The organism is Streptomyces sp. DH24 (assembly GCF_029813775.1).
In the GTDB taxonomy this organism is placed as follows: domain Bacteria; phylum Actinomycetota; class Actinomycetes; order Streptomycetales; family Streptomycetaceae; genus Streptomyces.
The window spans coordinates 158,657-171,597 of the sequence record NZ_JARVKW010000012.1 but is presented as its reverse complement, the minus strand read 5'-3'; the positions used below and the strand labels follow the sequence as shown (position 1 = coordinate 171,597).

Below are 12,941 nucleotides of genomic sequence, written 5' to 3'. Positions count from 1 at the left end.
GGGGGGGGTGCGTGAGGTGGGGGGTGGGGCGGCGGGGGGGGGGGCGGTCGCCGCCCCGGGGCTCGCGTCAGCCTGCTGCCAGCTGCTGGGGCGGGTTCGCCGGGGGCGGGGTGGGCTTGCGGCGCGGGAAGACCTCGCCCGGGGTGGGGATCGGGCGGCCCGGCTTGGGGGTGCCGGTGTCCGGCTCGGCCGGGGAGGGGGCGGGGGCGGGCGTGGGGGCGGCGGGCTTCTCAGCGGGCTTCCCGCCGGGCTTCTGGGCGGGAGCCTGGGCGGGGTCCTGGCCGGCGGCGATGGAGGGCTGCGGGGTGCGCTCGGGCTCCCCGGCCGGGGGCCGCGGCCGGCCGGACTCGGAGAGGCCGCCGGGGATGGCGAGGAGGCGGGTGCGGGAGGGTGGGATGACGGGGGTGGCGGGACCGAAGGTCGCCTGGGCGGGCCGGTCGGCCGGGGCGTCCGGGGTGGCCGCGCCTGCCGTGCGCGCCACGCGGGTCGCGTGGGTCGTGCGGGCCGCGAGGCGGGTGCGCACGTCCTGCTCGGCGAGGGTCTCGCAGTGGGTGAGGAGGGCGGCCGCGGTGGGGTTGCCGCGCAGGGCGCGCAGGGCGGCGAGGTCGTCCGGGACGGGGCGGTAACCGGAGCCCAGAGCCTCCTCCAGGAGGGCCAGGTAGCCGACGGCGGTGCCGGGGAGGGCGGCGCGGTACCGGGCGAGGTCGGCCACGAGGAAGGCGCGCAGCCTGACGCCCTCCCGCATCGCCTCGTCGAGCGAATCGGCGAGCCGGAGGCAGTCCTTGACGTCCTCGGCCGAGGCGGGGCTGGGGTGAACGGCTAGAGCGAGGGCGCGGCGGAGCACACGCAGCTCCTCCACACCGAACGCCATGCCGCCGCGGGATCCGTATGGCGTGGGCATGCGGCGACGATACGCGCTAATCAGACAAACCGGGCGCAGGGTGGGGGTGTGGCGCGGGGGTGCCACTCCGGTGGATGCCTGCGGGTGCGGGTGCCTGCGGCGGCCTGTGCGGGTTCGGTGGGTGGCTTGCGTAGCGCTGTCGCGTCGGGGGTGGGTCGGGGCCGCGCCGGGGGGTGTCCGTCCTCGGAACGGCGCGAAATCGGTCACTTGAAAACACCCTGGCGTTGACGCGCCAACCGCTGCGGGCGGACACCCCCCGACACGTCCCCTTCCCGCCGTACGCGACTGCCGCCCGGTGGCCCATCCCGCGCAGGTGACGGGCAGCGGGCGGCTACGGACCACCCAGCCGCGGGCAGTCGTGCCGCTGGGGCGGCACGGGTGGGCGCGGGCGGCAACCCGATAGCGCCGGGCCGCGCGACCCACACTGCGGTCACCGCGACGCGGGGTCGCAGGGCAACGCCGGGCGGCGGCACGTCGCAAGCCGCGGGCATGCGTGCCGCCCGGGGCGGCACGGGTGGGCGCGGGCGGCAACCCGTCAGCGCCGGGCCGCGCGAACCCCCTGCCCCGGTCGGCGCAACGCCGCCCCGCGCCCGCGGTCACTGCAACGCCGGTGCCGGTGCCTCACATGCGGGCCACGTTCCGTTCGTAGACCAGGCGGAGCCCCATCAGCGTCAGCCACGGCTCGTGTTCGTCGATCACCGTCGACTCGCCCAGGACCATCGGCGCCAGCCCACCCGTCGCGATCACCGTCACGTCGTCGGGGTCGTCGGACAGCTCCCGCACCATGCGGTTCACGACGCCGTCGACCTGCCCGGCGAAGCCGTAGATGATGCCGGCCTGCATCGCCTCCACCGTGTTCTTGCCGATCACGCTCCGCGGCCGGGCCACCTCGATCTTGCGCAGCTGCGCGCCCTTGACGCCGAGGGCCTCGACGGAGATCTCGATGCCGGGCGCGATGACCCCGCCGATGTACTCCCCGCGCGCGGACACCGCGTCGAACGTCGTCGCCGTACCGAAGTCGACGACGATCGCGGGGCCGCCGTAGAGCTCGACCGCCGCCACGGCGTTGATGATGCGGTCCGCGCCGACCTCCTTGGGGTTGTCGGTGAGGATCGGCACGCCCGTCTTGACGCCCGGTTCCACCAGGACGGCGGGGACGTCGCCGTAGTAGCGGCGGGTGACCTCGCGCAGTTCGTGCAGGACGGACGGCACGGTCGCGCAGATGGCGATGCCGTCGATGCCGTCGCCCAGCTCGTCGCCGAGGAGGGGGTGCATGCCCATCAGGCCCTGGAGCAGTACCGCCAGCTCGTCGGCCGTGCGGCGCGCGTCCGTGGAGATGCGCCAGTGTTCGACGATGTCCTCGCCGTCGAACAGGCCCAGGACGGTGTGCGTGTTTCCTACGTCGATCGTCAGCAGCACGACCGCTCCCCCTACTCCGCCGCTCGCAGGTCCAGGCCGATGTCCAGGATCGGGGAGCTGTGGGTCAGCGCGCCGACCGCCAGGTAGTCGACGCCGGTGTCCGCGTACGCCTTGGCGTTGGCCAGGCTGAGCCGGCCCGAGGCCTCCAGCTTGGCGCGGCCGGCCACGATGGCCACCGCCTCCTCGCAGTCGCCCGGCGTGAAGTTGTCCAGCAGGATCAGGTCGGCGCCCGCGTCCACGACCTCGCGGAGCTGGTGCAGGGTGTCGACCTCGACCTCGATCGGCACGTCCGGGAAGCGTTCGCGGACCGCCCGGAAGGCCTGCGCGACGCCGCCCGCGGCGACCACGTGGTTGTCCTTGACGAGGGCCGCGTCGGACAGCGACATGCGGTGGTTCATGCCTCCGCCGCAGCGGACCGCGAACTTCTCCAGGGCGCGCAGGCCGGGGGTCGTCTTGCGGGTGTCGCGGACCTTCGCCCCGGTGTCCGCCAGGACGTCCGCCCACGCGCGCGTGGCCGTCGCGATGCCCGAGAGGCGGCACAGCAGGTTCAGCGCGCTGCGTTCCGCCGTGAGGAGGTCGCGGGTGCGGGTGGTGACGGAGAGGAGCTTCTGGCCCTCTTCGACGCGGTCGCCGTCCTCGACGTGGCGTTCCACCTCGAACTCGTCCGTGCAGACGATCGACATCACCGCCTCGGCGACCCGGAGGCCCGCCACGACGCCGGCCTCCCGCGCGGTGAAGTCGGCGGTGGCCACCGCGTCCTCGGGAATGGTCGCGACGGTCGTGACGTCGACGCCGTGCGCGAGGTCCTCCTGGATGGCGACGTTGGCGATGTCCTCGACCTCCACGGGGTCGAGTCCGGCCTCGGTCAGGAGCTGGGCGAGGGCGGGGTCGAGCCCGCACTCCAGGTACTCCTCGCCGGTGTCACCGCCGCAGGCGCAGCCGTCACCGCAGCCGTCGGTGGGGGCGAGGGGAAGGTCGGGTGAGGTCACTGCTGTCACTGCTCCTGAGGGCGTCGCGCGGGGAGGGTCGGGGGGAAGTCTGCGGTGTCGGTGGTGTGCACGGCGAGGGTGCGGTCCGGATTGAGGCGTACGACGATGTGGCGGCGCCAGGCGGTGTCGTCGCGGTCGGCGTGGTCCTCGCGCCAGTGGCAGCCGCGGGTCTCCTCGCGCAGCCGGGCCGCCGCGACCAGGACGCGGGCCACGCACAGCAGGTTGGTGGCCTCCCAGGTGTCGACGCCGGGCTCGGCCGTCTTGCCGTTCTCGTGCAGGGCGTCGCGGGCCTCGCTGTGCAGGCGCTGGAGGTGGTCGGCGGCCTTCGCGAGGGAGTCGGCGGAGCGCAGGACGCCCGCGCCCTCCGTCATGATCCGCTGGATGGTGAACCGGGCCTCGGGCGCGAGCAGCGGGTGGTCCGGCGTCTCCGGGTACGGGACCGGTTCGGGCACGCGCGCGTGGAGGACGTCCTCCGCGTGGCTCGCCGCGACGTCGGCGGCGATGCGCTCCGCGTAGACCAGGCCCTCCAGCAGGGAGTTGGACGCCAGCCGGTTGGCGCCGTGCACGCCCGTGCAGGCGACCTCACCGCACGCGTACAGGCCCGGGACCGACGTGCGGCCCCGGTCGTCGGTGCGGATGCCGCCGGACGCGTAGTGGGCGGCGGGGGCGACCGGGACGGGCTGCGTGACGGGGTCGATGCCGTGCACGCGGCAGGCGGCGAGGATCGTCGGGAAGCGGTGCTCCCACATGTCGGCGCCGAAGTGCCGGGCGTCGAGGAACATGTGCTCGGCGCCCTGCTCCTGCATGCGGCGCATGATGCCCTTGGCGACGATGTCCCGCGGCGCCAGCTCCGCCAGCTCGTGCTGTCCGACCATGAAGCGCACGCCGTCCGCGTCGACCAGGTGGGCGCCCTCGCCCCGTACGGCCTCCGAGACCAGGGGCTGCTGGCCCTCGGCGTCCGGACCGAGGAACAGCACGGTGGGGTGGAACTGCACGAACTCCAGGTCGCTGACCTCGGCACCCGCGCGCAGCGCCAGGGCCACGCCGTCGCCGGTCGACACCGACGGGTTGGTGGTCGCCGAGTAGACCTGGCCCATGCCGCCGGTCGCGAGGACCACGGCGGGCGCGTGCACGGCGCCCACGCCGTCGTGCTGGCCCTCCCCCATGACGTGCAGGGTGACGCCGGCGGTGCGGCCGTCGGCGTCGGTGAGGAGGTCCAGGACGAGCGCGTTCTCGATGGTGCGCACGCCACGCGCGCGTACCGCCTCCACGAGGGCCCGGGAGATCTCCGCGCCCGTCGCGTCGCCGCCCGCGTGCGCGATGCGGCGCCGGTGGTGGCCGCCCTCGCGGGTGAGCTCCAGGCCGCCCTCGGCGGACTCGTCGAACTGCGCGCCGGTCTCGATCAGGCGGCGTACGGCGCCGGGACCTTCGGTGACGAGGAGCCGGACCGCTTCCTCGTCGCACAGGCCCGCGCCCGCGACCAGGGTGTCGTCGAGGTGCTGCTCGGGGCTGTCGCCCTCGCCGAGCGCCGCGGCGATGCCGCCCTGCGCCCAGCGCGTGGAGCCGTCGTCCAGGCGGGCCTTGGTGACGACGACGGTGTGCAGCCCGGCGGCCTCGCAGCGCAGCGCCGCGGTGAGCCCCGCGACGCCGGAGCCGACGACCACGACGTCGGCCGGGATCGACCACCCTGGCGCGGGCGCGTGCAGTCGTATGCCTGTGCTGGTCACGAGGCGGCTCCGAAGGTCAGGGGGATGTTGTCGATCAGCCGGGTCGCACCGACCCGGGCGGCGACGGCGAGGACGGCCTCGCCGGTGTGGTCGTCGGCGATCTCGGTGAAGTCGGACGGGTCCACCAGCGCGAGGTAGTCCAGGGTGAGGGGCGGATCGAGGCGGGCGGCGTCGTCCAGGATCAGGCGGGCCGCGGCGCGGACGGCTGCCGGGGCGCACGGGGCGGCCTTCGAGACGGCGTGCGCGTCGGCGGCGGCGCGGGACTCGCCTATGGCGCTGAGTGCCTCGGCACGCTCGCGCGTGGCGGGCCACTCGCGGGCCCGGGCGCGCAGCGCCTCCTGCGCGGCGTGCCGGTCGCGGCCCGCGAACAGGGCGCGCGACAGGGCGAGGGCGGTGCGCCGCTCCTGGGGCGAGAGGTAGCGGTTGCGGCTGGACAGGGCCAGGCCGTCGTCCTCGCGCACCGTGGGGACGCCGACGATCTCGACGCCGAAGTTCAGGTCGCGCACCATGCGCCGGATCAGGGCGAGCTGCTGGGCGTCCTTCTGCCCGTACAGCGCGACGTCGGGCCGGGTGAGATGCAGCAGCTTGGCGACGACGGTGAGCATGCCGTCGAAGTGCCCGGGGCGGGAGGCGCCCTCCAGGCGTTCGCCCATGGGGCCCGCGCTGATCCGGACCTGGGGTTCGCCGCCGGGGTAGACCTCGTCCACGGACGGGGCGAACACGACGTCCGCGCCGGCCTCTTCGGCGATCTTGATGTCGGCGTCCAGGGTGCGCGGGTAGCGGTCGAGGTCCTCGCCCGCGCCGAACTGGAGCGGGTTGACGAAGACCGTGACCACGACCTCGCCGTCCGGTCCGGCGATGCCGCGCGCGGTGCGGATCAGTGTGGCGTGGCCCTCGTGCAGGGCGCCCATGGTCATCACGACGGCGCGGCGGCCCGCACGCGTGCGTGCGTGGAGTTCGTCGGCGGTGCGCAGCAGGGTGGTGGTCATCGGGCGTCCCCTTCGGTGCCTTCCGTGCCGTCGGTCCCGTCGGTCCCGTCCGTTCCGTGCGTGCCGTGGGTGCCGTGGGCTCCGCCGTTGGCGAGTACCCCGAGCAGGTCCTCCGCGAGCTCCGGCTTGAGCAGGCCGGACGCGAGCGCCCGGCCGGCGGTGGCGCGGGCCATCGCGAGGTAGCCGTCGACGGTGTCCGGCGCGTGCTCGCGCAGCTCACGCACGTGTGCCGCGACAGTTCCGGCGTCGCCGCGCGAGACGGGGCCGGTGAGCGCCGCGTCGCCGGAGCGCAGGGCGTTGTCCAGGGCGGCGCCGAGCAGCGGGCCGAGCATCCGGTCGGGTGCCTCGACGCCGGCCGTGCGCAGCAGCTCGAGCGACTGGGCGACGAGGGTGACGAGGTGGTTGGCGCCCAGGGCGAGCGCCGCGTGGTACAGCGGGCGGTTGCCCTCGGCGATCCACTCGGGCTCGCCGCCCATCTCGATGACCAGGGCCTCGGCGGCCAGCCGCAGCTCGTCGGGCGCGGTGACGCCGAAGGAGCAGCCGGCCAGCCGCTGGACGTCCACGGGGGTGCCGGTGAAGGTCATCGCCGGGTGCAGGGCCAGCGGCAGCGCGCCCGCGCGCAGGGCGGGGTCGAGGACTTTCGCGCCGTACCGCCCGGAGGTGTGCACCAGCAGCTGGCCGGGCCGTACGGCGCCGGTCTCGGCGAGCCCGGTGACCAGGTCCGGCAGGGCGTCGTCGGGGACGGTCAGCAGTACCAGCTCGGCCCGGCGGAGGACTTCCGCGGGCGGCACGAGCGGCACGTCGGGGAGCAGTTGTGCGGCACGTCTGCGGGAGGCGTCGGAGACTCCCGAGGCGGCGACCGGACGGTGCCCGGCGAGTTGCAGGGACGCGGCGAGCGCCGGGCCCACGCGTCCGGCGCCCACGACGCCGACGGTGAGCCGCGCGGGGCGGTCCCGGGGATCTGGCTGTTGGCTTGTACTCACGCGACGGCGGCCTTCCCGTTCCAGTCCGCTCTGGGTACCGGACGATTTCTCGTCATGTTAACGCGATCGGTTCGGGGGCAGCCCAGTTGTCCACAGGCTGTGGGTTTCTGTGGACGGCTGAGCCGTACGGCGTGGGGAATGCGGTGCCCGCGCGGGTCGGCGCACGGGATGATCCGCCCATGGAAACACCCCTCCACGACGCTCCCGTCCACGAAGACGACCACGACGGCCTCACGCAACGCCTCCGGGAGCGGCGCACGGCCGCCCACCGGGGCGCACACCGAGTCCTCGCGCGCCCCGGTGCCCTCGGCACCCTCCGGGACCGCCTCGCGCTGCTGGAGTCGGCGCCCGAGCTGTACGACCTGGACGAACCGTCCGACCTGTACGGCAACGGCATCGTGGAGGCCCTGGAGGAGCGCACCGCCGAGCTGCTCGGCACGGAGGCCGCCGCGTTCTTCCCGACGGGCACGATGGCCCAGCAGGTCGCCCTGCGCTGCTGGGTCGGCCGCACCGGCGACCCCACCGTCGCCCTGCACGCCCTGAGCCACCCGGAGGTGCACGAGCGCAACGCGTTCAGCCGGGTCAGCGGCCTGCGCCCGGTCCGCGTGACCGGCGAACCCCGGCTGCCGACGGCGGCCGAGGTACGCGACTTCGAGGAGCCCTTCGGCGCGCTGATGCTGGAACTGCCGCTCAGGGACGCCGGTTACGTGCTGCCGACCTGGGAGGAGCTCACCGAGGTCGTGGAGGCGGCGCGGGAGCGTGACGCGGTGGTGCACTTCGACGGCGCGCGCCTGTGGGAGTCGACCGTCCACTTCGGCCGCCCGCTGGACGAGATCGCGGGCCTCGCAGACAGCGTCTACGTGTCGTTCTACAAGTCCCTCGACGGCTTCGGCGGCGCCGCGCTCGCGGGCCCGCAGACGCTCGTGACGGAGGCGAAGGCGTGGCGCCACCGCTACGGCGGGATGCTGTTCCAGCAGTTCCCGACCGTCCTGTCGGCGCTCGCGGGCCTGGAGCGGGAACTGCCGCGGCTGCCGGAGTACGTCCGCCACGCACGCGTGGTCGCCGCGGCGCTGCGCGAAGGGCTGGCGGCAGCCGGGCTGCCGTGGGCGCGCGTGCACCCCGAGGTGCCGCACACCCACGACTTCCAGGTGTGGCTGCCGTACGACACCGAGACCCTGTCGGAGGCCGCGATCCGCACGGCCGAGGACACCGGGACGATGCTGTTCGCGCACGCCTGGCAGCCGAAGGGGCCGGGTCTGGCCTGCACGGAGGTGCACGTCCGGGCGGCCGGTCTGGAGTGGACGGCGGACGATGTGACCGGGGCGGTCGCGGAGTTCGCCGCCCGGCTCGCCCAGGGCCGGCCGGACCGGCCGTAGGGCCCGCCGCCAACGGGCACCGGGAGGTCAGCCGGCGGAGCGCGGCCGCAGGTGCAGCCGGCGGACGATCGCCCGCCGGACCCGTCCGCGGGCCGGGCGCCCGGCGAGGACCGCGCGGAACTCCCGCCGGTCGCGCAGTTCGCGCACGACCTGCCAGTCGTGGGCGCCCGGTGCGGGCGGGGCCGGCTCGCCGCGCTGCCGGGCGCGGTAGGTGTCGAGGAGGTACTGCTCGGTGATGCTCATGGCGGATCGCCCTCTCGGGACTGGGGGAGACGTAGGAGGCGTAGGAGGCATGCGAGACGTGCGAGACGTCGATGCCTACGAGACGTATGAGGCGTACAGGCCTGAGGCGTACGAGACGCACGAGACGTACCGGACCTGAGGCGTACGAGGTGTACGAGACGTGAGGGGTTCAGGGGACGAGCGGCCCGAGACGTCGGGAGACGTCTCCGAGAACCGTGTGACCTGTGCTTTTCGGGCTCCGCGGCGGCCCGGTGCTCCCAGGTTGCGCCGCCGTCGTGGCGAAGTCCCGTCGATTGACGGCGGCCGTCAAACGAGGGCCGCGTTGTCAGTGGCGGGGTGCACCATGAGGGCATGGGCGTGGACATCGACATCGCGGGGCTGCGGCCGGAGATCATCAGGGTCGCGCCCTCGCCGCTGGCCGAGCTCGGCATGGCGCTGCACGCGCTGTCCGAGCCGGGACACCATCCCGGCCTGCGGGGCTGGGCGACCGGCGTGACCGCCCGGCTCGACTCGCACCTGGCGGACCGCATGTGCGAGGCGGACTTCCTGTGGCGGACGACGTTCTCGGACCTGTTCCTGCCGTGCGCCGGACTGCCGGGCGGCCACACGCTGCCGGGCGCCACGCTCGCCGAGGAACTGGACGTGCTGGACAAGCTGTCGGACGAGCAGTTCGTGGACGCCGCCCTGGAGTTCACGTGCGCGCTGCCGTACAGCTCGCGCGGACCCGCCGCGCTGGCCGACGCCGAGGTGCGCCGGCGCGCCCTGGACCTGGCGGCGGCGCGCGGACCGCAGCAGATGCGCTTCAGCGAGCGGCTGCTGGCCGACCCGCCGCGCATCCGGTCCTGGCTGCGGCAGTTCCTGCGGGACTGCGACGAGGCGTTCTTCGCGGAGACCTGGGCGCGGCTGCGTCACCAGCTCGCGGCGGACGCCCGTCACAAGACGGACCTGCTGCGGCACAAGGGCCTGGCCGGGGCGCTGGCCGCGGTGTCCCCGGCGGTGACGCTGGACGAGTCCGCCGCCAGGATCACGGTCGACAAACTGGGCGACGGCCACACGGCCACCCGGGACGTCGGCCTGCTCCTGGTCCCGACGAGCCTGGGCTGGCCGCACCTGATGGTCCTGCACCGGTACGGCTGGCAGCCCGTGCTGCACTACCCGGTCGGCTCGGCGGAGCTCGCCGCCCCGCCGTCCGTCGAGCAGCTGGCCCTGCGGATGACGGCCCTGTCCCACCCGGTCCGCATGCGCATCTGCCGCCACCTGGCCCGCAGCGCGTACACCACGGGCGAGCTGGCCCAGGTGCACGGCATGACGGCGCCGGAGATATCCCGGCACCTCGGGGTGCTGAAGAAGGCGGGCCTGGTCACGACGCGCCGCCGCGGGCGGTACGTGCTGCACCAGCTGGACGTGACGGTGGTGGCCCGGCTGGGCAGCGACTTCCTGGAGGGCATCCTCAGATAGCCCGCCGGGATCTCCGTCCGGGCCGGGGAGCCCTCGGGCGGGACGCCGCCGGATGCGGGGGATCCCTCGGGCGGCGCGCCGCCGGATGCCTGCCCGTGTCCGGCGGCGGTGCGGTGCGCCGGGCGTCAGCGGTGCGGTGCGCCGGGCGTCAGTCGAAGCGGATGTGCCGCAGCCCGACCCGCGCCTGCCGGAGCCTGTTGCGCAGCGCGCCCCCCTTGTTGGGCCGCAGTTGCAGCCCGGCCAGGACGGCGATGCGGTCCGCGGTCTTCGGCACGGTCGAGTGGTCGGTCCACAGATGCTCGGCGAACTCCGGTTCGCTCAGCCGCTCCAGACAGTGGTCGAGCTTCCGCACGGCCCAACTCTCCGCGCGCGGCCCGGCCTTCTGGCCCGTGGCGTACCGCAGGGCGCGCCCGAAGCCGCGTTCGCGCAGCCGCCGCAGCACGGTCTCGCGTTCCGCGAGGAGCGTGAAGTGCCGTACGTCGTGGCCGCGTTCGCGCAGGGCGCCGACGGTCTCGGCGAAGTACCCGGAGTCGGTGACCGTCATCGGCACGATCACCACACCGTCGTGCTTGCCGGCCGCGAGGTCCAGCACCTCCACGACACCTTGCCGCCAGGCGGCCAAGTCCTGGAAGTCACCGCGCAGTTCGGGAGGAAGCATGCGGCGCAGACCGAACCCGGCGTGCTCGGGATCGCAGATGACGCTGCCGGGCAGGCGGCGCTGGATCTCGTGTGCGGTCTGTGTCTTGCCGCCCCCGAAGGGGCCGTTGATCCACAGGAGCATGCGCAGACCCTACCGACGCCCGCGCACCCCGTCAGCCCAGTCCACCGGCCCGTACGAGACCCGTCTCGTAGGCCAAAACCACGACCTGCACGCGGTCCCGCAGTCCCAGCTTGGTCAGGATGCGGCCTACGTGTGTCTTCACGGTCGCCTCGGACAGGACGAGGTGGGCCGCGATCTCCCCGTTGGACAGGCCCTGCGCGACCAGCACCATGACCTCGCGCTCCCGCTCGGTGAGCCGCTCCAGCTCCTTGTGCCTCGGCTGGTTCGCGCTGCTGGGCAGCATCGGCGCGAAACGGTCCAGCAGGCGGCGGGTGGTCGACGGCGCGACGACCGCGTCGCCGCTGTGCACGGCGCGGATCGCGGTGAGCAGCTCGCCGGGCGGCACGTCCTTGAGCATGAAGCCGGAGGCGCCCGCCTTCAGTCCGGAGAAGGCGTACTCGTCGAGGTCGAAGGTGGTCAGGATCAGCACCTTCGGCGGGTTCGGCGCGGCGCAGATGCGGCGGGTGGCCTCCACGCCGTCCAGCTTCGGCATGCGGACGTCCATCAGCACGACGTCGACCTCGGTCGAGGACAGCACCTGAAGGGCCTCGACGCCGTCGCCCGCCTCCGCGACGACCTCCATGTCCGGCTGGGCGGCGAGCACCATCCGGAACCCGGTGCGCAGCAGCACCTGGTCGTCGACGAGCATCACGCGGATCGCCATCGGGGCCTCTTCCGTTCTCTCTCGGTCTGTCTCGGGGTCTTCCGGGGCGGGGTTCCGTCCGGTGCCCCGGACGGGGTTGTGACAGGTGTCAACCGGGGGCGTGCGTCGACGTCAGTGCGCGGGTTTGAGCGGGAGCAGCGCGCTGATGCGGAATCCTCCGCCCGGGCGCGGGCCCGCGTCCAGGGTTCCGCCGACCATGCCGACCCGCTCCCGCATGCCGATCAGGCCGTGTCCCCGGCCGTCCAGGCCGCCGTCCTCGTACAGCTCGTGCGGGGCCCCCTTGCCGTCGTCCTCGACGAGCAGGCCGAGACCGTCGTCGAAGTAGACCAGGCGCACGCTGGCGCCCGCGTCCGGTCCGCCGTGCTTGCGGGTGTTGGTCAGCGCCTCCTGCACGATGCGGTACGCCGTGAGCTCGACGCCGCTGGGCAGCGGGCGCGGCGTGCCCTCGACCTTGAAGTCGACGGGCAGCCCGGCCCCGCGGCACTGCTCGACCAGGTCCTCTATCTGCTCGACGTCGGGCTGCGGCACGTACTCGCCGGCCTCCTGGTGCTCGCCGGTGCGCAGCACCCCGAGCAGCCTGCGCATCTCTGCGAGGGCCTGGCGGCCGGTGGACGAGATGGTCTCCAGGGCCTTCTTCGCCTGGTCGGGCGCGGCGTCCAGGACGTAGGCGGCGCCGTCGGCCTGCACGACCATCACGGAGACGTTGTGCGCGACGACGTCGTGCAACTCGCGTGCGATCCGGGCGCGTTCGGCGGCGACCGCGACCTTGGCCTGCGCCTCGCGCTCCTTCTCCAGCCGAGCGGCGCGCTCCTCCAGTTGCGCGAAGTAGGCGCGGCGGGTGCGGATGGAGTCGCCCAGCACCCAGGCGAGCGCGAACGGCACGGTGAGGAACACGGCCGTCGCGATGTTGCCCGCGACGCCCGTGTAGTCGTTCGGCCAGCGCAGCTGCGCGGCGGACGCGGCGCACAGGCCGGCGCCCAGCGCGAGCCGGGACGCCCAGCGCGCGCCCTCGGCGGCGACCGTGTAGATGATCACGAGCATGCCGAAGTCGGCGGCCATCGTCCCGACGTCCAGCACCAGCTGCGCGAGCCCCACCCCGAGCGCGAGCAGCAGCATCCGCTCCGGCATGCGCCGGCGCAGCGCTATGACCAGGCACAACAGGAGGATGACCGGGACGATGAGCATCGGCGCATCGGTCCCGTTGGCCTCCTGCCGAGGGCTTTCGGACACCACCGCGATCCCGAGCAGGACGACGGCCCAGAAGGTGTCGACCCCGGTCGGGTGCCTGCGGAGGAAGTCATAGAGGCGCTGCACGTAACCCAGCGTAGGGAAGCGTGGTGTGTGCAGGAGTCAACCGGAGGGCCGATCCGTA

At 74.2% G+C, this 12,941-nt stretch carries 12 protein-coding genes; 2 read left to right on the top strand and 10 right to left on the bottom strand.

Annotated elements, in window-relative coordinates:
* Positions 1-67: 67 nt before the first annotated feature.
* From QC282_RS12965 to QC282_RS12940, 6 genes are all read right to left on the bottom strand, one after another.
* Entirely contained in the window at positions 68-871 is an 804-nt protein-coding gene (locus tag QC282_RS12965; protein ID WP_279549454.1) for a hypothetical protein, read from the bottom strand.
* Between the two features lie 651 nt (positions 872-1,522).
* A complete protein-coding gene (locus QC282_RS12960; protein WP_279549447.1) occupies positions 1,523-2,320 on the bottom strand; it encodes a type III pantothenate kinase in 798 nt (265 codons plus the stop codon).
* 11 nt (positions 2,321-2,331) lie between these two features.
* Positions 2,332-3,309, bottom strand: a complete 978-nt coding sequence (gene nadC, locus QC282_RS12955) for a carboxylating nicotinate-nucleotide diphosphorylase (RefSeq protein WP_279549446.1) — start codon at positions 3,307-3,309, stop codon at positions 2,332-2,334.
* A gap of 5 nt (positions 3,310-3,314) precedes the next feature.
* On the bottom strand, positions 3,315-5,036 hold the full coding sequence (locus QC282_RS12950) for an L-aspartate oxidase (RefSeq protein WP_279549445.1): 1,722 nt from the start codon (positions 5,034-5,036) through the stop codon (positions 3,315-3,317).
* Entirely contained in the window at positions 5,033-6,025 is a 993-nt protein-coding gene (panC, locus tag QC282_RS12945; RefSeq protein WP_279549444.1) for a pantoate--beta-alanine ligase, read from the bottom strand. Before panC ends, QC282_RS12950 begins: the two co-directional genes overlap by 4 nt.
* Positions 6,022-7,008: a Rossmann-like and DUF2520 domain-containing protein gene (locus QC282_RS12940; RefSeq protein ID WP_279549443.1), complete on the bottom strand. Its 987-nt coding sequence runs from the start codon at positions 7,006-7,008 to the stop codon at positions 6,022-6,024. The genes panC and QC282_RS12940 overlap by 4 nt, the downstream gene beginning before the upstream one ends.
* Before the next feature lie 179 nt (positions 7,009-7,187).
* Here QC282_RS12940 and QC282_RS12935 point away from each other — a divergent pair, with 179 nt between their 5' ends.
* A complete protein-coding gene (locus tag QC282_RS12935; RefSeq protein ID WP_279549442.1) occupies positions 7,188-8,384 on the top strand; it encodes a low specificity L-threonine aldolase in 1,197 nt (398 codons plus the stop codon).
* A gap of 27 nt (positions 8,385-8,411) precedes the next feature.
* Here QC282_RS12935 and QC282_RS12930 read toward each other — a convergent pair whose 3' ends face one another.
* Positions 8,412-8,627, bottom strand: a complete 216-nt coding sequence (locus QC282_RS12930) for a hypothetical protein (protein WP_279549441.1) — start codon at positions 8,625-8,627, stop codon at positions 8,412-8,414.
* A 351-nt stretch (positions 8,628-8,978) separates the two neighbouring features.
* Here QC282_RS12930 and QC282_RS12925 point away from each other — a divergent pair, with 351 nt between their 5' ends.
* Positions 8,979-10,085 carry a DUF5937 family protein gene (locus QC282_RS12925; RefSeq protein ID WP_279549440.1) on the top strand — a complete coding sequence of 369 codons (1,107 nt, stop codon included), beginning with the start codon at positions 8,979-8,981 and terminating at the stop codon, positions 10,083-10,085.
* 148 nt (positions 10,086-10,233) lie between these two features.
* Here QC282_RS12925 and QC282_RS12920 read toward each other — a convergent pair whose 3' ends face one another.
* The 3 genes from QC282_RS12920 to QC282_RS12910 all read right to left on the bottom strand — a co-directional run bounded on the left by QC282_RS12920 (position 10,234) and on the right by QC282_RS12910 (position 12,883).
* A complete protein-coding gene (locus QC282_RS12920; protein WP_279549439.1) occupies positions 10,234-10,866 on the bottom strand; it encodes an AAA family ATPase in 633 nt (210 codons plus the stop codon).
* 31 nt (positions 10,867-10,897) lie between these two features.
* A complete protein-coding gene (locus QC282_RS12915; RefSeq protein ID WP_279549438.1) occupies positions 10,898-11,569 on the bottom strand; it encodes a response regulator transcription factor in 672 nt (223 codons plus the stop codon).
* A 111-nt stretch (positions 11,570-11,680) separates the two neighbouring features.
* A complete protein-coding gene (locus QC282_RS12910) occupies positions 11,681-12,883 on the bottom strand; it encodes a sensor histidine kinase (RefSeq protein ID WP_279549437.1) in 1,203 nt (400 codons plus the stop codon).
* Positions 12,884-12,941: the final 58 nt, after the last annotated feature.